The sequence below is a fragment of the Hymenobacter humi genome, from assembly GCF_042665855.1.
Taxonomy (GTDB): domain Bacteria; phylum Bacteroidota; class Bacteroidia; order Cytophagales; family Hymenobacteraceae; genus Hymenobacter; species Hymenobacter humi.
Window position 1 is genome coordinate 29053 of the sequence record NZ_JBHTEK010000005.1, and the last position, 17321, is coordinate 46373.

At 64.0% G+C, this 17321-nt stretch carries 19 protein-coding genes and 2 pseudogenes; 9 read left to right on the top strand and 12 right to left on the bottom strand.

The window, feature by feature from the left end:
• Positions 1-172 precede the first annotated feature (172 nt).
• Together ACFQT0_RS28960 and ACFQT0_RS28965 are read right to left on the bottom strand one after the other, a co-directional pair.
• Positions 173-1174, bottom strand: a complete 1002-nt coding sequence (locus ACFQT0_RS28960) for a TonB-dependent receptor domain-containing protein (protein ID WP_380206801.1) — start codon at positions 1172-1174, stop codon at positions 173-175.
• Positions 1092-2423: a TonB-dependent receptor gene (locus ACFQT0_RS28965; RefSeq protein WP_380206803.1), complete on the bottom strand. Its 1332-nt coding sequence runs from the start codon at positions 2421-2423 to the stop codon at positions 1092-1094. Before ACFQT0_RS28965 ends, ACFQT0_RS28960 begins: the two co-directional genes overlap by 83 nt.
• Positions 2424-2871: 448 nt before the next feature.
• Between ACFQT0_RS28965 and ACFQT0_RS28970 the strand changes: the two genes are divergently transcribed.
• Both ACFQT0_RS28970 and ACFQT0_RS28975 read left to right on the top strand, forming a co-directional pair.
• Positions 2872-3405 carry a hypothetical protein gene (locus ACFQT0_RS28970; protein WP_380206805.1) on the top strand — a complete coding sequence of 178 codons (534 nt, stop codon included), beginning with the start codon at positions 2872-2874 and terminating at the stop codon, positions 3403-3405.
• Between the two features lie 183 nt (positions 3406-3588).
• Complete coding sequence (locus ACFQT0_RS28975; RefSeq protein WP_380206807.1) at positions 3589-5406, top strand: sensor histidine kinase; 1818 nt, start codon at positions 3589-3591, stop codon at positions 5404-5406.
• A gap of 149 nt (positions 5407-5555) precedes the next feature.
• On the opposite strand, the gene ACFQT0_RS28980 is transcribed toward ACFQT0_RS28975, so the two are convergent.
• From ACFQT0_RS28980 to ACFQT0_RS29025, 10 genes and pseudogenes are all read right to left on the bottom strand, one after another.
• A complete protein-coding gene (locus tag ACFQT0_RS28980) occupies positions 5556-6239 on the bottom strand; it encodes a DUF2254 family protein (protein WP_380206964.1) in 684 nt (227 codons plus the stop codon).
• A complete protein-coding gene (locus ACFQT0_RS28985) occupies positions 6131-6364 on the bottom strand; it encodes a hypothetical protein (RefSeq protein ID WP_380206979.1) in 234 nt (77 codons plus the stop codon). Before ACFQT0_RS28985 ends, ACFQT0_RS28980 begins: the two co-directional genes overlap by 109 nt.
• Positions 6328-6879, bottom strand: coding sequence for a DUF2254 family protein (locus ACFQT0_RS28990; RefSeq protein ID WP_380206809.1), 552 nt, complete (start codon positions 6877-6879; stop codon positions 6328-6330). The genes ACFQT0_RS28985 and ACFQT0_RS28990 overlap by 37 nt, the downstream gene beginning before the upstream one ends.
• 196 nt (positions 6880-7075) lie before the next feature.
• Positions 7076-7576: a hypothetical protein gene (locus ACFQT0_RS28995; RefSeq protein WP_380206810.1), complete on the bottom strand. Its 501-nt coding sequence runs from the start codon at positions 7574-7576 to the stop codon at positions 7076-7078.
• Positions 7576-8288, bottom strand: a pseudogene (locus ACFQT0_RS29000) (acetate/propionate family kinase). The gene ACFQT0_RS28995 and the pseudogene ACFQT0_RS29000 overlap by 1 nt, the downstream one beginning before the upstream one ends.
• Positions 8285-10146, bottom strand: a pseudogene (gene pta, locus ACFQT0_RS29005) (phosphate acetyltransferase). Before pta ends, ACFQT0_RS29000 begins: the two co-directional pseudogenes overlap by 4 nt.
• Positions 10143-10382, bottom strand: coding sequence for an AAA family ATPase (locus ACFQT0_RS29010; RefSeq protein ID WP_380206812.1), 240 nt, complete (start codon positions 10380-10382; stop codon positions 10143-10145). Before ACFQT0_RS29010 ends, pta begins: the two are co-directional and overlap by 4 nt.
• A gap of 89 nt (positions 10383-10471) precedes the next feature.
• Positions 10472-10636, bottom strand: coding sequence for a DUF3606 domain-containing protein (locus ACFQT0_RS29015; protein ID WP_380206814.1), 165 nt, complete (start codon positions 10634-10636; stop codon positions 10472-10474).
• 164 nt (positions 10637-10800) lie between these two features.
• On the bottom strand, positions 10801-11562 hold the full coding sequence (locus ACFQT0_RS29020; protein ID WP_380206816.1) for a pyruvate kinase: 762 nt from the start codon (positions 11560-11562) through the stop codon (positions 10801-10803).
• A complete protein-coding gene (locus tag ACFQT0_RS29025) occupies positions 11555-12331 on the bottom strand; it encodes a pyruvate kinase (RefSeq protein ID WP_380206818.1) in 777 nt (258 codons plus the stop codon). The genes ACFQT0_RS29020 and ACFQT0_RS29025 overlap by 8 nt, the downstream gene beginning before the upstream one ends.
• Before the next feature lie 17 nt (positions 12332-12348).
• Here ACFQT0_RS29025 and ACFQT0_RS29030 point away from each other — a divergent pair, with 17 nt between their 5' ends.
• From ACFQT0_RS29030 to ACFQT0_RS29060, 7 genes are all read left to right on the top strand, one after another.
• Complete coding sequence (locus ACFQT0_RS29030) at positions 12349-12489, top strand: hypothetical protein (protein WP_380206820.1); 141 nt, start codon at positions 12349-12351, stop codon at positions 12487-12489.
• A gap of 519 nt (positions 12490-13008) precedes the next feature.
• The gene (locus tag ACFQT0_RS29035) at positions 13009-13695 is read left to right on the top strand and encodes a phosphatase PAP2 family protein (RefSeq protein ID WP_380206821.1); all 687 of its coding nucleotides are present in this window, start codon (positions 13009-13011) and stop codon (positions 13693-13695) included.
• 986 nt (positions 13696-14681) lie between these two features.
• Positions 14682-15437: a hypothetical protein gene (locus ACFQT0_RS29040; RefSeq protein ID WP_380206823.1), complete on the top strand. Its 756-nt coding sequence runs from the start codon at positions 14682-14684 to the stop codon at positions 15435-15437.
• Between the two features lie 41 nt (positions 15438-15478).
• A complete protein-coding gene (locus ACFQT0_RS29045) occupies positions 15479-16132 on the top strand; it encodes a hypothetical protein (protein WP_380206966.1) in 654 nt (217 codons plus the stop codon).
• A gap of 290 nt (positions 16133-16422) precedes the next feature.
• Positions 16423-16704, top strand: coding sequence for a universal stress protein (locus ACFQT0_RS29050; protein ID WP_380206825.1), 282 nt, complete (start codon positions 16423-16425; stop codon positions 16702-16704).
• A complete protein-coding gene (locus ACFQT0_RS29055; RefSeq protein ID WP_380206827.1) occupies positions 16677-17135 on the top strand; it encodes a hypothetical protein in 459 nt (152 codons plus the stop codon). Before ACFQT0_RS29050 ends, ACFQT0_RS29055 begins: the two co-directional genes overlap by 28 nt.
• Positions 17105-17302, top strand: a complete 198-nt coding sequence (locus tag ACFQT0_RS29060; RefSeq protein WP_380206829.1) for a hypothetical protein — start codon at positions 17105-17107, stop codon at positions 17300-17302. Before ACFQT0_RS29055 ends, ACFQT0_RS29060 begins: the two co-directional genes overlap by 31 nt.
• Positions 17303-17321 lie beyond the last annotated feature (19 nt).

Consider the following 17321-nt stretch of genomic DNA (forward strand, 5'->3'; position numbering starts at 1 on the left):
TCGGGCACGCGCACGGTCTCGCCGAGGTCGATGCGGCTGAAGATGTAGGAGCCGTTGCCGACCACCGAAAAGCGCTGCAGCAGCGGGAGGTCGGAGAAGGAGCCCAGGGACTTGCGCACTTCCAGCTCAACCCCGTAGTTCTGCGCCGACTTGGTGTTCACAAACGCGTAGCTCAGGCTGTTGGCGCCCGAAGCCGTGGTGAGCAGGTAGTTTTCGATGGGGTTGGTGAAGTGCTTGTAGAACGCGCCCACCGTAATCTGCTCGCCGGTGGTGGGGTAGAGCTCCCAGCGCAAATCCAGGTTTTGCACCTTGGCCGTCTGCAGGGCGTAGTTGCCCTGGATGTCGGCGTTGAGGTTGAAGTCGTAGAAGCGGAACGGGGCCACTCGCGGAACTCCGGGCGGTTGATGGTGGAGGCGTAGGCCGCGCGCACCAGCATCCGGTCGTTGAGGTTGTAGGTCAGGTTGAGCGAGGGCAGGGGGCTGAAGATGCGCCGGCCGCCGTCGGTTAGGCCGCCGCCGCGCAGCTCGCTGGTCACCTGCTGGTCGTTGTATTCGCCGCGGAAGCCGGCCGTGCCCGTAAACTTGCCCACTGGCACGGTCACGCTGGCGTAGCCGGCCAGCAGGGTGTTGTGGGCGGCGTAGGAGTCGTTCGGGTCGGTGCCTTCTTCCAGCGTAAAGCCGCCATCGCGGCCCGTCAGGTTTTCGGGGGCAAACACCTGGCCCACCGGCAGGGTACGGGCCACACTGGTGTTGCCCACGCTGCCGTAGCCGAAGAACCGGGCGCTGAAGTCGCGGTCCTTGCGCTCGGTGTACAGGCCGGCTTTCAGCTTGATGCCGCCCTCGCGGTTGGTCGTGTCCTTGGTAAGCTGGTGCACCACGTTGACGGCCAGCGTGCTTACCCGCTCGTTGAGGTTGGAGAAGTAGCGGCCCGATTCGGTCAGGCTCGGGTCGTTGGGGGTCGAGACGCCAAACGGCGCGGGCGTGCTTTCGCCCTGCACCACCCCCAGGGGCCGGATGTAGCGCACCCGGCGCCAGTCGGGTTCGGTGCGGTGGGTGTAGGCAAAGCCGCCTACCCAGTTCAGCGTGGTTTTATCATCGGCCAGGCTCGTGGTTGCCGGCCAGCTGCCCGGAGTAGATGCTGCGGCTTTCGAAGCGCTGAGAATAAGCGCGCACATCGTTGCTGGTTTGGGTGATGTCCTGGCCTTCGCGCAGCACCGTTTCCGAGGTGCCCAGCTGGTTGAACAGGTTCTTGAATTCCAGCGTGTTGCGGCCGTTCAGGCGCAGCCAGAAGTTCTGCACCACGCCCAGGCGCACCTCGTTGCTGAAGAGCCGGTCGTTGTAGAACGAAGCCGCCTGGTTGCGGTCGGCTCCGTTTTCGTAGAAGCTCAGGCGGGCGTTGGTCGACTGGTGATAGTTGCCGTAGTTGAGGCTGGTGAGCGTGCCCACCTGCTTTTGGCCCGGCTCGAAGCGGCGGCCCATGTTGAACGACAGGCGCAAATCGGGCGCGGCTTTCAGCGAGTTCACACCCCAGCGGTTGGGCAGCTGCCGGGCGTAGGCCGCGCGCAGTCCGGTGGAGTAGTCGTCGCTCAGGCGCGTGGGCCAGTTGTTGGGAATTGTGCGCTTGCCGCTGTCGAAGCCCAGGAAGTCGTACTTGCCGCCCTCGGCCTGCTGCACCTGCTGGAAGGTGGTGCCCTGGCGGTAACCGCCCTGCAGGCTGAAGTTGGTGAAGTTCTCTTCCGGCGCGCGCTTGGTATACAGCTTGATAACGCCGCCGGCAAAGTCGCCGGGCAGCTCGGCCGAGCCCGATTTGAAAATCAGCATGCGGTCGATGACGTTGCTCGGAATCATGTCGAAGGCAAAAGCCCGGGTGTCAACTTCCGAGCTCGGCGTCATGACGTCGTTGAGCATCACGGCGTTGTAGCGCTGGGTGAGGCCGCGCACCAGCACAAAGCGGTTGTCCTGAATGGAAACGCCCGGCACCCGGCGCGCAATCTGCGCGGCGTCGCGGTCCTGGGACCGTACGATTTGCTCGGCCGAAACGCCCACGGCCACCGCCTGCGCGTTGCGCACTTCCGAAATCACGGCCACTTCCGTGTTGGTGCGCCGCTGGGCCGTTACCACCACCTCGTCGAGCGCTGCGGCGGCATCGTCGAGCGTCGTGTTGACCACGACCACCTTGCCGGCTTCCACCTGCAGGCTGGGGATGCTCTTGGGCTGGTACGACACCGAGCTGATGCGCAGGGTGTGCATGCCAGCCGGTACCTTGGCCAGCGAAAACGTGCCGTCCAAATCCGTGGCGATGCCGATGCTGGTACCGTCCACCACCACGCTGGCGCCAATAACGGGCTCCTGGGTTTTGGCCTCGCGCACGGTGCCCCGGATGGTGCCCCCGCTCTGCGCAAGGACAGTAAAGCTTGCTCCCAATGACAGGAATACAAGGGAAGTAACGAACGGGAGTCGAGGAGTTGCCATAGCAGTGAATTATGCTGCAAAGGTCCCCGGCTGGTGTTGCTACAAGTTGTTCGGAGTATTATCAAATCGTTGCTAAATGCCAGAAAACCATCCCTCGTCCAGCCCGGGCAGTAGCCCGATTGGCTAAGAGGCAGGCGCCTGGGTTCGGTAATCGACGGGTGAGCACAGCAGCTGAAAGTTGAGCCGTTTCCATACCCGGGTCGTTTGAATGGGATGTAGCACTGCCCCCTTTCATCGGCTGGGAACCGGTTGGTTTTAGCTCAACTTTCTACCCAACCAAGGCGGAAGGGGAGGGCTTGGCTTATCTCATAATTTATAATATATAGGATAATTAATTGCATCCTAAAAAGTAATGGCCACGTAAGCAAATACATTCCAATCACCTCTTAACCTCCGCATTATGAAAGCATTGCTGCTAATAATGCCCTTCGCGGCCTGCCTGTTGGGTAACTGTTCGAAAGAGGTGGTGCTGGAAGGGCCCCGCGCGGTGCAGGCTGCGGCGGGCTTCTCCCCACTTAGCCGGGCGGTGGTTATCAGCCACGCCGTACCGTTTAAGGGTGTGTTTGAGACAACCTCGGTTTCCCTCAGTGGTCCGCCCCGGCAGGAGCAGCGCATCACCGGCACGGGCCAGGCCTCGCACGTGGGCAAGGCCACCTTCGAGGCCTATTCTACGGTGGTGCTTACCCAAACGCCACCCTATGCACTGAGCGGTACCTCGACCATGACGGCCGCCAACGGCGACCAGCTGTTTTCGACCTTTACGGGCACTTCCATGCCGCAAGCCGATGGAAAGTTGCTGGTCACAATCCGGCACATTATCTCTGGCGGCACGGGCCGGTTCGACCGGGCCAGCGGCTACTACGTGGGGGTGACGCTGGCGGACCGGGCCAGTCCCAACGCCACCCTGCACCTGGAAGGTGAAATTGCGTACTAGCGACTATCCGGGCCGAGAGGAGAAGATTCTGGTTGTAAGTAGTATACTTCTGCTTGTAACACGCTGCCCGGATTCCTAAATTTGGAAATTACGGTCGACTCCGCTGCACCCGCCCCAGGCGAAGCAGATGGAAGCGGGTCGTTGGCAAAACCTGAAACCGTCTGGAGATGGCTTTACATCAGCATGAGCGCCGACCACCTGTTCAACGCCCCGCGGCCCACCGACACCGGTGAGCCCGCTTTGCTGCCCCAGCAGGTGCTGCAGGCCTTGCCGTGGGCCGTGCTGGTGCTCCAGCGGTCGGGTAAGTTCTCGCTGGTGAACGCACAGGCCGAACACCTGTTGGGCTGTGCGGCCGGCGCGCTGGTGGGCCGGCCGCTGGCCGAGGCGCTGCCCGACGACCTGCCCGCCGAAGTGCAGGAAGCCCTGCACGAAGCCGCCCGCGCGCCCGGGCCCGTCACCGGCGAGTTCTGGTTGCCCCGCCCCGAGTGCTGGATAGAAATGACCACCCAGCCCGGCCCCACCGAAGTGCTGGTGTACTGGCAGGACATCACCCGGCAGGTAAACCAGCGCCGGCAGCTGGGCACCGAGCTGCATTCCAGTCAGAGCCTGCTCGAGGCAACCTTCCACCGCTCGCCCCTGGCTATGCACCTGTTGCGCAGCGTGCGCGACGCCGAGGGCCAGATTACTGATTTCGAAGTGGTGATGGCCAATGCCGCGGCCGACGCCTTGGCCGGCCAGGCCATAACGGGCCGGCGCATGCTCGTCGACTGGCCCTTTGCGAGGGAAATTGGGCTATTCGATGCCGTGGTGAACACCACCGAAACCGGGGCGGCCCTCGACCTCGAACACTTCTTTCGTGCCCCCGGCATAGAAGGCTGGTACCGCTGGACGGCCGTGCAGCTCGGCGACGGTGTGGTAATGGCCATCGAAAACATTACGGCCCGCAAGCAGACCGAGCACGCAGTACAACAAACCAAAGACCTGCTCCAGGCAATGTTCAACGCCACCCTGGACAGCTTCGAAGTGCTGCAATGCGTGCGCGACGAAGCCGGCCACATCGTCGATTTTGAATGGGTGCTCACCAACGATGCGGCCCACCGCCTGCTCGAGCGCCGCGACTTAGTGGGCCTGCGCCTGCTGCAGGAAGAGCCCACGATGCGCTCCAGTGGCGTGTACGCGCGGTTTTGCGAGGTTGTGCAGCAGCAGCAGCCCCGCGACTTTGAGCTTTCTTACCCCGAGCCGCGCACCGAGACGTGGTACCACGTGGCCGCTGCGCCCTTCGGCGACGGCCTGGTGGTGAGCTGGCACGACATCACCGCCCGCCGCAACGCCACCGCCGAGCTCATGCGCCTGCAGCTGGTGCAGCAGCAGCAGCTGGCCAACGCCGTGCTCCATGCCCAGGAGGTGGAGCGCCGCCGCATTGCCGAAAGCCTCCAAAATGGCCTGGGCCAGCTGCTGTACGCCGCCCAGCTGCAGTTCGGCCAGCTGCCCGCCCTCACCGACCCCACGGCGCTGGCCTCCAGCCACGGCAAGGCCCTGCAGCTGCTCCAGACGGCCATTGCCCAAACCCGGACCATCTCCCATGAGCTCATCCCCACCATTCTGGAAGACTTTGGGCTGGTGGCGGCCGTGCGGGAAATATGCCAGGCCACCAGCACGCCCCAGTGCCGCCTCACCTGCGTGGCCGACGCCCTGCCGCAACTGCCGCCAGCCCTGGCGCTGGCGCTTTATCGCATGGCCCAGGAGCTGGCCACCAACATTGTAAAGCACGCCCAGTCGAGTACCGGCACTTTATCGCTGTTTCAGCGCCAGGGCTGGCTGGTACTGCAAGCCTACGACAAAGGCCAGGGGTTCGACAGCTCCCAGCCCCGGAATGCTGGCTCCGGCCTGAAAATAATCCAGAACCGGGTGCAGCTGCTCAACGGGCAGTTCCGGCTCCGCTCCTCGGCCGGGCGCGGTACCCTGGTGAGCGTGCTGCTGCCTCCCGCACCACAGCCCTAGCCTGCTCAACTATTGCCTGGGGTTGGCGGGCGCCTGGTCCTAAAGTTGAGCTAAAAGCCATGGCCACCGGCCGCTAAGACCCGAGCCAAAACATCGAGCCTTCGCCGTATGCGGACAAGCCTTCGCCGGATTCAGCTCAACCCATTCATTTACTCCCAATTAGGGCACAGCTCGTGGTATAGGGAGTGCACCTGCTCTCGCTCGTACTCCGTCTGAACGGTTGATAGCCCGCAGGCCAGCACCATTTCTGCCTGATGGCGCAACACCGTTTTGCGCTCGGCACGGATAACCTGCCCACCGGCCAGGGCCAACGCCCGCAACATGCGTTGCAGTACGGCCGGATTGCCCTGGGCATTAATGCGCACCAGGTCAAACGAGAGGCGGATATAGTCCTCAAAGGTGGGGGTGCTCACCACCAGGCGCAGCTGGCGGCCGTCGCCGCGCAAGGGCACCGGAAACTCCTGCCGGGCCAGCTGCCCACTGATTTCGCCCAGGTGGTCGACAGCCATGATGGCCGTGGTGGTGTCGTTGATGCCCGGCGAGAGGGCCTTGAGGGCAATGTCGACCAGCTGCTGGATGCCAAAGCCGATGTCCTGCTCGATGTTGCGGTGCCGGCCCAGGCTCACGTACTTCATGAAGTTTTCGGGCCACTCCGCGGGCCGGGGTGCATCCGGCTCGGGGTGCACGCTGAACAGCGGCTGGCCCTGTCCCACAAACGAGCCCACTATGAAATTGAGCCGCAGAATGGCCCGGTGGCGGATGGCCCACTGCAGCAGCCCTTCGACGTCGATGCGCTGGAGGTAGCCGAAGGCAGTGGCCGGCAGGGGTGCCAGCCGGCCTGCTCGGCCAGCAGGCGCTCGGCGGCGGCGGCCTGCGATTCTTCGGCCACGGGCTCGCCAAGGTGGTTGGGAAACAGGTCGTTTATTCCCTCCACGGTTTCGAGGGTGATGCGGCGCACGAGGGTGCCCGTTTGCAGCGATTCGGCGATGTGGTGAATGAAAAAACCAGGGCCGCCACGCCGCCCATGGCCAGCACCAGGCCCGCCAGCACGGCCGTGGAAGGCACGAACTTGCCTTCTTCGGGCCCGCGAATGGTGCCCAGCACCGCCAGGCAGTAAGCAAACACCCCGACGAAGTAGCCCATGATGAACTGGTTCACATCGTCGCGCATGAAGTTGCGCAGCACCCGCGGGGAGTACTGAGTGCTGATTTGGGAGAAAGCCGACAAGGTGACGGCAAAGGCAAGGGTAGCCACCGTGAGCATCGAGCCGGCGATGGCCGTGAGCATGCCGCGCGAGGCATCGGCCCCGATGCCGAATAGCAGCGGGAAAAACTTGGTGCCTTCCACCGTAGTGCGCGCGTCGTATCGCACCAGGCCATAAGCCCCCGCAATGGAGATGACCACCATCAGGCCCGGCACAAACCAGAGCGATTCGCGTAGCAGCTGCCAATATTTGAGAAATCCGAGCTTCATGCGAACGTTAGGTTAAAGCCAATAGGGCCAAGCGAATATAGCGTTGCCAACGCGTGTAATCTTCTCCCTCAAATTGAGCCGAGCCAGCAGGGAAGCAATTCACCCCGGGCCGCGCTCAGCTCAGGCCGAAAGGCTTTGCAGGGACGGCTCCGCCATGGCCCCACGTCTCGGGTGGTAAGTCTAGCCTGACAGCCGCCTAGTGGCTGGGTTCAGGACTTTCGAGCAGCGAAGCACACTGCCGGGCTATTTCCAGCTCTTCGTTGGTGGGAATCACCAGAATCCGCACCCGCGACCCGGCCCGGCTGATGTCGCGCAGCCCGGCCGAGCGTTGCTGATTGAGGTCTTCATCCAGCTCAATTCCGAAGAAGTTGAGCTGCTGACAGGCGCGGGAGCGCACCAGGGCATCGTTTTCGCCCACGCCGGCCGTGAATACCAGCGCATCGAGTCCGTTGAGCACGGCCGCGTAGGCCCCGATGTACTTGCGAATGCGGTAGGCATACAGGTCGTAGGCGAGCTCGGCTTTGGGGTCGCCCTGGTTGAGCGCCCGGGTGATGTCGCGCATGTCGCTGAAGCCCGTGAGGCCCAGCATGCCGCTTTCCTTGTTCAGCAGGGTGCTGACCTGGGCCGGCGTGTAGCCCAACTGGCTTTGCAGGAAAAGCACCACCGCGGGGTCGAGGTCGCCGGAGCGGGTGCCCATCACGAGGCCCGCCAGGGGCTGAAGCCCATGCTCGTATCCAAGGACCGGCCCTGGTGCACGGCGGCCATGCTGCAGCCGTTGCCGAGGTGCACCGTGATAATCCGGGCGTCGGGATTGCCGAGGTAGGCAGCGGCCTGGGCAGCCACGTACTGGTGGCTGGTGCCGTGAAAACCGTAAACGCGCAGCCCGTGCTCGGTGTACAGCCGCTCGGGCAGCGCGTAGCGGTAGGCGTACTCGGGCAGCGTTTGGTGGAAGGCCGTGTCGAACACCGCCACTTGCCGGGCCCGGGGAAAAGGCGCTCGGCCACTTCGATGCCGAGGTAGTTGGCGGGATTGTGCAGCGGGGCCAGGGCAAACAGCCCGCGAATGGCGGCTTTCACGGGCTCGTCGAGCAGCGTGGTGGCGGCAAAGGCTTCGCCGCCGTGCACCACCCGGTGGCCCACCACGTCGATTTCGCCGGGCTCGCGCAGGGCGCCCGCCACGGGGTCCGTGAGCAAGGCCACGACTTCGCGCAGCCCGGCTTCGTGGTCAGGCAGAGCCAGCGTCCGCTGCGTCACCTGCTCTTTGCCATCACGCTGGGTTTTGTGGGTGATGACCGCATTCTCCAGCCCAATGCGTTCGGCCAGGCCGCTGCACACGGGCTGCTCGGCCGGCCAGCGAAACAGCTGGTACTTGATGGAGCTGCTGCCCGAGTTCACGACGAAAATATTCATGCGGACAGCTGCTGGCTCTGAATGGCCGTGATGATGACCGTATTGAACACGTCTTCGACCGTGCAGCCGCGGCTCAGGTCGTTCACGGGTTTGTTGAGCCCCTGCAGCACGGGCCCGATGGCCAGGGCCCCGGTTTCGCGCTGCACGGCCTTGTAGGTGTTGTTGCCGGTGTTCAGGTCCGGGAAGATGAGCACGCTGGCCTGGCCGGCCACTTCCGAATCGGGCAGCTTCTGGCGGCCCACCAGCGGGTCCACGGCCGCGTCGTACTGAATGGGGCCTTCCACTTTCAGGTCGGGCCGTTTTAGGCGCACCAACTCGGTGGCCCGGCGCACTTTGTCGACGTCGGCCCCGGCCCCGGAATTGCCCGAAGAATAGGAGAGCATGGCCACGCGGGGCTCGATGCCAAATGCCTGGCTGCTGTCGGCCGACGAAATGGCGATTTCGGTCAGCTGCTCGGCCGTGGGGTTGGGGTTCACGGCGCAGTCGCCGAATACGGCCACCCGGTCGGGCAGGCACATGAAAAACACCGACGACACCACCGACACGCCCGGCTTGGTCTTGATGAACTGCAGCGCCGGCCGGATGGTGTGCTGCGTGGTGTGCACCGCCCCGGACACCATGCCGTCGGCGTGGCCTTTGTACACCATCATCGAGCCGAAGTAGGACACGTCGCGCAGCAGGTCGCGGGCCATGTCGTGGTTCACGCCTTTGTCCTTCCGCAGCTCGTAAAGGTCTCCACATAGTCGGCGTACTCCTCGGAGTGCACGGGGTCGACGATGCGCAGGTGGCCGGAGGGGAAGCTCAGCCCCAGGCGCTTGGCCGAGGCGGCTACCTCGGCCGGGTCGCCCAGAATGGTCAGGTCCACGATGTCTTGGGCGAGCAGTTGCGCGGCGGCTCGCAGAATGCGGTCGTCGTTGCCTTCGGGCAGCACCACGTGGCGGCGCTCACGCTTGGCCCACTGCAGCAGCCGGTACTGGAACATGTGGGGCGTGAGGCCCTGAGGGCGGAAGCTGACCAGCTTTTCTTCCAGGGCCCGCACGTCCACGTACCGTTCAAAGGTGCTCAGAGCCAGCTGAATCTTCTTCGGGTTATCTGGCGAAAAGCGCGAGCGAATGGCCGCCACCCGGGTAGTGGTTTCGAAGGAGCCGGTAGGCACCGCGAGGATGGGCAGCACGTTGGGCAGGCCCTCGAGCAGGCGGCGCAGGGGCTCGTCGGGCTCGGCCCCGGCCGTGAGCACGATGCCCGCCACCCGCGGATACGTGGACGACAAATTAGCCTGCAGCGCACACAGAATGATATCGCCCCGGTCGCCGGGCGTCACAATCAGCACGTTTTCCTGGAGGTAGTTCAGGAAGTTGGGCACCTGCATGGCCCCGATGACGTAGTGGTCGACCTGCCCGCCCAGCTCCGGCTCACCAAACAGGAGCTTGCCGCCGAGCTCGGCGAAGATTTCGCGCACGGTGGGGTGCAGCAGGTTAGGGTCGTCGGGGATGAGGGCGAGCAGCACGCCCTCGGGCAGCTGGCTGCGCAGCAGCGTGCGCACGTCGTCGACTTGCGCGGGCGCCACGCGGTTGGCCACTACCAGCAGCACCGGCACCTCGCGGCTCTCGAAGCCCTGGAGCTGCGTGAGCACCGCGCTGATAAGCTGGGCCGTGCTCTTGTCTTCGCCCGTCACGACCAGCACGACGGGAACCCCGAGGTTCTTGGCAATGGAGACGTTGGCGTCGAACTCGAACGCGATGCCGGCGCCCAAAAAGTCGCTGCCCTCCACCACGGTGAAATCGCAGCTGTCTTCCCACTCTTTGTACTTGCGGATGACCGTATCAATGAGCTCGCCTTGGGCACCGGCTTCCATCATCCGCAGGGCCTCGGCCCGGGTAAAGGCGTAGGGGAGGGGGAAGCAGGCGGCAGCTTGAAATACCGGTTTACGGTGTTGATGTGGGCGTCGGGCTGCTGCGCCGGGTCGTGGTCGATGAGGGGCTTAAAGAATCCCACCTGGCGGGCCTGGCGCAACAGCATGTTCACCAAACCCAGCACCACGAGGGACTTGCCGCTGTAGGGCTCCGCGGCGGCAACAAAAACAGCTTTCGTCATGCCTTAGCTAACGTAGCGGCCCGGCCCGACGTTGGCCATGTTCAGGTTTAGCTCAATTTCAAGCGCAAAGCTGGCCGGGCACCGCTGGCTTAGCGATTGAGGTAGGCTTGCACGTCGGCGGGCAGGGTGCCAACGGCCAGCACGGCATTGCGGAGCTGGGTTTCGGAGCAGCGCATGGCCTGGCACCAGTAGTTCACGGCAATGGTGGACTGGAGGTTGATGCGGGTGGGGTCGACGGTGGCGGGTGGTTGCAAGGGCAAAAGCAAAAGTGGAGAAAAGCAAAAACTTGGCAAGGCCAAACGGGAAGCGGGCCGCTAGGGTAAGGCCATCCCTAGGCTTCTTAGTTCCGCAAATGTCGGCCCAAGAGTTCAGCTTAACGCCGGGCGCCCGACATTCATTGCCCTAAAGCCGATTAATTTCATAGCCGCGCCGGGTCTGGTTCGGGCAGGAGTTGGGCTACGTGCAGGCTCCGGAGCATGGCGCTTTTCTTGTGCTGGTGCTGCTGCATGCGCCGGAAGATGCCGTCGAGGGTTTGCACGGCCTGCACCACCCGCGGGCCCTTGTTGAGCATGACGCACTCGGCCCGGTCGCTCATCGCCGCGTCGCTGATTTCGGCGCGCGAAGGCAGGCCACCGCTGGCCAGGCTTTCGAGCACCTGCGTGGCCCAGATGGCCGGCACGTGGGCCGCTTCGCACAGCCACAGGATTTCTTCCTGCACCTCGGCCAGCCGCTCAAAGCCACACTCCACGGCCAGGTCGCCGCGGGCAATCATCACGCCGCAGCTACGCGCCTGCATAGCGCTCAGCAAAAGGACTGGCAGCTGCTCGAAGCCCCGCTGCGTTTCGATTTTGAGGATGATGGACACGGGCCGGTCGGTGAGTTGGGCCAGGTGGTGCTGGAGCTGCTCCACGTCGGCCGGGCTGCTGGCAAAAGACAGCCCCACCATATCGGCGTGTTGAACTACGAAGGCCAGGTCCTCCAGGTCTTGGGCGGTCAGCGACGGCAGGGGCAGCCGGGTGTCGGGCAGGTTGATGCCCTTGTCGTTGCGCAGCTTCTCGCCCTTCAGCCGGGCCTGGGTGATGCGCACGTGCAGGGTGTCGGGCTCCACCTGCTCCACCACGCCGCCAATTTTGCCGTCGTCGAACCACACCCGCTCGCCTGGCTGCACGTGCTCAAGCACCTCCGGCAGCGAGCAGCCAATGGCCAGGGGCGGGTCGAGGGGGCGAGGGGCAGTGGCCGGCGGGTGAGCTGCAGCACATCGCCGGGGTAGAGCAGCAGCGCAGCTTCGAGGCGTGGCAGCCGAAGCAGGGTCGCCTTAGAATGGTGGGCCGAGAACTTGATTTCGGGAGCCAGGTAGGCGGTTTTTTCAGCTCAACCCACCAGCCGGCCTCCCCGCCGCTGCGCACCCGCAGCTTGCGCCGGCTGCCCCGCACATCCCGGAACCGGATAACCTCGCCGGGGCGTAGATTCTGCAGCCAGGCCTGCGGCAGGGCCAGGCTGGCGGCCGGCAGCGTCGGGGCCGGCGCGGGGTGTTCCTGGCTGGTCAGCCACAGGTGGGTCGGGGCCAGTACCCGCCCAAAATCGTCGCGGGTGGGGTTGAGGCGCAGCACGGCCGGGCCCGGCGGGAGGCCCGCGGTGCGCAGCTTGGCGCCGCCCAGGTCCATGCAGAGCTTGCAGGTTTTGCCGGTTTCCTGCTCGGCGCGGCGCAGGTGCGCTATCATCTGCTGCCACACGGCCACGTCGTCGTGCGCGCAGTTGATGCGCACGCAATCAGTGCCTTCGCGCAGCAGCTCCCGCACCAGGTTATAATCCGTAGCCGCCTCGGTGGGCAAGGTGACCATAATGCGCACGCCCCGGCTGGCGGGCACCGGCCCCAGCACGGCCTCGCTGTGTTGGGCCAGCAGCAGGGCGCCCCCGCGAAGGTTGGGGCGTCCGGGCTGGCGGGCCACGGGTCGGGCGCCCCGGGGTGGGCCAGCTCGTGCAGCACGGCCCACACCGCTTCGACACTGGCCAGGGCGTGGGCTTCGGCGCGGCCCAGCGACGAGAGGCCCAGCACGGCCAGCCGCTGCTGCAGGGGCGCAGGTCGCGGCGGCGCAGGGCCAGGTAGTGCAGCAGGTTCCGGGCGCTGCCGCGGAAGGCCGGATGTACTGGGGTTAGCCGGCCAGCGGCTTGCGCCGCAGCGTCCACCAGCTCCTGGCGAAGGCCGGTGAGCTCGGCCAGCAGGCTCGGCCACCTCGGCGGCGTGCCGGCTGTTAAACGAAGTGTCGAGAGGTTGGTCCGTCATAACTACGCGCTTGGGCAGCTCCTGCTCGGGTTGCCGCGCTGCCGCGACCTATAGGATTGTGTAAGGTCGCGATAATGCTCATTCCTTCAAAACACAGCTATAGTTTATGCGTCGAAAACGGGCCAGGGCCGCAGAAAATAGCCTGAGGGAAGGCAGCTGGCCCGGCTCCACTTTTTTACTTGTCCTTCCTTGGGTGGAGAGGTATTCCGAAACTATTATTTTCAAATGCCTGAAGCTTTAGGTAACTTCTGGCCCCTAACGAGAATGCGCACACGCCGTTCTGAGGGAAAACGATAAAGCATGGGGCTGCTTGCGCGTCCCTATCCGGCAGGTATTACGGTTATGGCCAGTCCGCGCTTTGTGATTGACACGCTGTACTGGCTTCGGCGCCACCAGGCCGGGCTGGGCCTGCTGGTGCTGGGGTGGCTGATTCCGTGGCTGATATTCGTGGATTTGGCGGAGAATGTGTGGCAAAGCGAGGGTTTCGTGCGCGACAAAGCCATACTGGCCTGGCTGCAAGCCCACCGGCACCCTTCCCTCGATGCCGGGGCGGTGCTGCTTTCCCGCCTGGGCGGCACGGTGGCCATGTGGACGTTTTGCCTGGGGCTGATAGGAGGGCTGCTGCTGGCCCGGCAACGCTGGCAGGCCGGGCTGGTGGGCGCCAGCATGGGCGGTACCTGGGTGCTGCACCTTACCGTGAAAGCCTGGCTCGAGCGAACCCGCCCCGCCGAGTGGGCTCCCCTCGTTGATGAGCCTCCTATTCCGGCCACGGTGTACTCCTTTCCGAGCGGCCATGCCATTGCAGCGGCGGCCCTCGCTACGGCGCTTATTCTCCTGCTTTGGCCCACACGCTGGCGCTGGCTGGCCTTTGCCCTGGGCACCACGTGGGCAGCGGCCATGGGCGTGGCCCGGATGTACCTCGGCGCGCACTATGCCTCTGATGTAGCCGCCGGCTGGGTTGGGTCCATTGGGTGGGTGATGGGCGTGTACCTGTTGTTTTTTCGAGCTTATGCGGCAGGCGAGAGGTAGCAGCGCCACCTCGCATTGCACCGGCTCGCTGCCATTATTGCTTAGCCCGCTGGCGGTTGCTTTTCCGGCCTTTGACTATTATCGTGTCTGCGCGGTGGCCTGCCGCTGGCTTTATGATATTGTTACCCTCCGTTTCCGGGGTAAAGCACCGCTGTCGTTCGGGTTTGTCGGCTCAGATTCTGTGGTACAGGCCGGAAGCACAACCAGCAGGATTCCCAGAGTTAATGCGGAGGTTGTCATGAGCGAAGCGGGTGACGGGTAAACGAGCAAATGCAGCCAACTGGAGATGTGTACTGGGCCGGAAGCAGGCTATTGAGCTACCCATCCTGCATCCTGGTACTGTACCACAAACGCAGCGGTGGCCTCGGGGTGCTCCATAGTAAATGCCTGTCAAATATCGGCCGCTAACCGACGCATGTCCCTGAGCAAGATTATGTCTATCAATAACTTTGCTCAATTGACTTAAGCTCTGCTCGCTAGCGGAGTCTGGCGTACTGCGCTCAGCTTGATGGCCTATTGGTATAGGCTCTTGGCGTTTTGGAAACAGATGCTGCGGCGTTGCTCGGCGGCTATCCTCACCAGCTCAGTAGTTATTCATGCAGGCTGCAGGCTTCCAGCATTTCAGGCTTGACAAAGGTCAGATAATGAGTTGAGGAGCATCATGGAAGCTCTGCAGATGCAAAAGCTACTTTTGGCCCAAGTCGCTCACTAGTACCATCCCCCTTCTCACACTTGCCGGCCTGGGCAAGCATCTGGTAAATATTTGCTTGTGCGGTTGCCGCAGGTTTCTGCCCAGAGCATGGTGGCGGCACGCGGGCCACTCAACGCCCAAGGCTCGGGCATAAGATTACCAGGCGAGCTCAGCCAATTAAGTGCTTTGCGCTACAAAATTGAGCTGACTTTCAATCCGGCTTTGTTTCAAAAGCAGGTACCGAAGCGAAAGGCGCGACGGGGATTTATCTCATCTTTTGCCTGGAGGTATGCGAATGTCTGCGTGTTTGTTGCTGGTTGTGGCCCTGTCGCTGGTGGCTCCGGCGCTTTGGCCAGCCAGTGGCCAGTCCGCCGGCGTGCAGCAACAGCCCATGCGCACTTTAGCTGCGGCCGACTCGGTGGCCGAACGCATCAAGGCCCGGTTCGATACGGCGGCCCGTTCGACTGGCTTCGGGGCACTGGCCGAGCCAACCCAGGCGGCCAGTTTTTATAGCCGACGAAATTTCCAGCCGGCCTGGACTGCGGGCGCCCAGCCCAATGCCACCGGGCAGGCGGCCCTCTCGCTGCTGGCGCAGGCCGCGGACTATGGCTTGCAGCCCCAGCGCTACCACTCCGCCACGCTTCAGGCCTTGGCCGACTCGCTCGGGCTGCCGGCGCCCCTGCCCGTGCAGGTAGACCGGCAAGCGCGCTTCGACGTGCTTCTTACCGATGGCCTGCTGCGCTTTGTGCGGCACCTGCGCCGCGGCCAACTCCACGCCCAGGTGGCCTCCCCCTGGAACGGAAAGGCAACTCGTTTCAGCCCGCGGCGTGGGTGGCTCAGGCGCAGGCCGCGCCTCAATTCCAGGTGGCCCTGCTGCGCTGCCAGCCCCAGCACCGCGAGTACCAACAGCTGCAAAAAGCCCTGGCCCGCTGGCGGAAAGAATCGACCGGACCCGCCACTCCGGCCCGGCTCCGGCAAGCCCAGCAGCTGGCCCTCAATCTGGAGCGCTGGCGCTGGCAGGCCATTCCCGACGCCGAATACGTGCTGGTGAACCTGCCCGCCTACCGGCTCGAAGTGGTGCGCCGCGGCCGGGTGCTGCACGCGCACCGCGTCATTATCGGCAAGCCCGGCACGCCGACGCCCACGTTCAGCAGCCGGTTTACCTCCTTCACGGTGGCGCCGGAATGGCACGTTCCGCAAAGCATCGCCACCCGCCAAATCCTGCCCTACCTGCAAGCCAACGCCCGTGCCGGTTCCGACCAGGACTTTCTGGCCGAGAACAACTACACGCTCTATAACGCCAAGGGCCAGCAGGTAAAGCCCACCGCGGTGAACTGGCTCAAGGTCACGCCGAAGAACTTTCCGTACACCATTCGCCAGAACCCGGGCTGTGGCAACCTGCTGGGCAACATTATTTTCCACTTCAGGAATCCCTACGGTTTGTACCTGAGCGATGCGTCGGAATTCCGGGAATTTGAGCGCCCGTACCGAGCGCTGGAGCAAGGCTGCATGCACCTGGACCGTCCCATGCGGCTGGCCGCCTACCTACTGGGCCCCGACACGGCCCGCGCGGCCCTACCCACCGAGGCCGAATGCGAAGTAGCGCCCACGCCGCGCAGCTTTTACCTCATGCGGCCGGTGCCGCTGCACGTGCGCTACGCCACCTGCGCGGTAATCGCGGGCAAGCTGCGGTTTTACCCCGATGTCTACGGCCAGGATGCCATCCTGCGCCGGCAGCTTTTTTAACGCAAATCATGTCCTGGCTTGACTTGCGTCATGGCGTTTGCCCTGGCTTTTCTGATAATTGCAGCCAGTATAGACTGTACCAGCGTAATTCCCCGCCGGACATGCTTGCTTTCTGCTTCCCGTCTGGGCCGGTTGATTCCTGCCTCGCCGACCTCGTTGCGCTACCCGCCGCCAAGCAACCCGCCTTGTTGGGCTAAGTCTTTAGCTGGGTGGCCCGGTTGCTACTGAGCAGAATTCTGCTGCATTCCTGCCGACGCCAGGCCCCCACTTCCCTCACTCAAGGTGCCGCCATGAAAACCATCCTTGTTCCAATCGACTTCACGGCCGCTTCCGACAACGCCTTGGTGTATGCTAACAAGCTGGCCGCGCGGCTCCCGGCCGAAATTGTGTTGGTGCAGGGCGGCTGCGGCGATGAGCTCACCCCGAGCAGCGTACGGCCGGGCTGCTCCGGCTCGAAGCACTGGTCGAGCGCCTGCGCTTTAAAGAATTGGACCGTCAGAGCGGAAGCCGCATTAAGTATACCTACCACCTGGCCACCGATGCCATGGCTGACGTGCTGCCCCAGGCGGTAGCTGTCTACCGGGCCAACCTCATCGTGACCGGGCTGGCCAATTGCGCCTCGTGCACCGCCGTCGGCGACACCTCCACGCTGCGGCCGAAGCTCCTAAGCTGCCCCGTCCTGATTGTGCCTCCCGGCCCCCAGGAATTGCCCGCGTACGTGGTAATAGCCGGCGATTTTGCCCATTTTCAGGCCCGCCAGCTGGCGTGGCTGCCGGCCATGGCCCGCAATGCCATCGCGCACTTCGACCTGCTGCACCTGCAGCCGCCCGGTGGCACGGGCCTGGTGCCCTTAAAAAGCCCTGCTGGTAGCCCACGCCTACCTGCCCAGCGCGGCCGTGAACCTGCTGCCCTGCGAAGATGCCCTGGACGGCATCAGCGAATTCTGCGCCCAGCAATCGGCCGAGCCTGCTGGTGCTGGCCACCGCCGACGCCGGTTTGCTGAGCCGCTTCTTTAATCCGCTGGCCACGCGGCACAATCCCTACCACCTGTGCATACCCGTGCTGCTGCTCCCCACCCGCAGCCCGCTCCCCGAAACCCCATTGAGCCAAGCCGAATGGAGTTTAGTAGCCGAGACGCAGCTCTTCGATATGTCCATGGAAACGCTGTAATCAAGCGTGAGCCTCCACC

Bases quoted from the DNA above. Each gene is read 5' to 3' on its own strand.
- ACFQT0_RS28995 (WP_380206810.1), bottom strand. From the start codon at position 7,576: ATGGGCACCCGCTCCGGCGACCTCGACCCCGCGGTGGTGCTTTTCCTG.
- ACFQT0_RS29035 (WP_380206821.1), top strand. From the start codon at position 13,009: ATGGCCAGTCCGCGCTTTGTGATTGACACGCTGTACTGGCTTCGGCGC.
- ACFQT0_RS29055 (WP_380206827.1), top strand. From the start codon at position 16,677: ATGGCTGACGTGCTGCCCCAGGCGGTAGCTGTCTACCGGGCCAACCTC.
- ACFQT0_RS29010 (WP_380206812.1), bottom strand. From the start codon at position 10,382: ATGACGAAAGCTGTTTTTGTTGCCGCCGCGGAGCCCTACAGCGGCAAG.
- ACFQT0_RS28970 (WP_380206805.1), top strand. From the start codon at position 2,872: ATGAAAGCATTGCTGCTAATAATGCCCTTCGCGGCCTGCCTGTTGGGT.
- ACFQT0_RS29050 (WP_380206825.1), top strand. From the start codon at position 16,423: ATGAAAACCATCCTTGTTCCAATCGACTTCACGGCCGCTTCCGACAAC.
- ACFQT0_RS29040 (WP_380206823.1), top strand. From the start codon at position 14,682: ATGTCTGCGTGTTTGTTGCTGGTTGTGGCCCTGTCGCTGGTGGCTCCG.
- ACFQT0_RS28975 (WP_380206807.1), top strand. From the start codon at position 3,589: ATGAGCGCCGACCACCTGTTCAACGCCCCGCGGCCCACCGACACCGGT.
- ACFQT0_RS28960 (WP_380206801.1), bottom strand. From the start codon at position 1,174: ATGTGCGCGCTTATTCTCAGCGCTTCGAAAGCCGCAGCATCTACTCCG.
- ACFQT0_RS28990 (WP_380206809.1), bottom strand. From the start codon at position 6,879: ATGAAGCTCGGATTTCTCAAATATTGGCAGCTGCTACGCGAATCGCTC.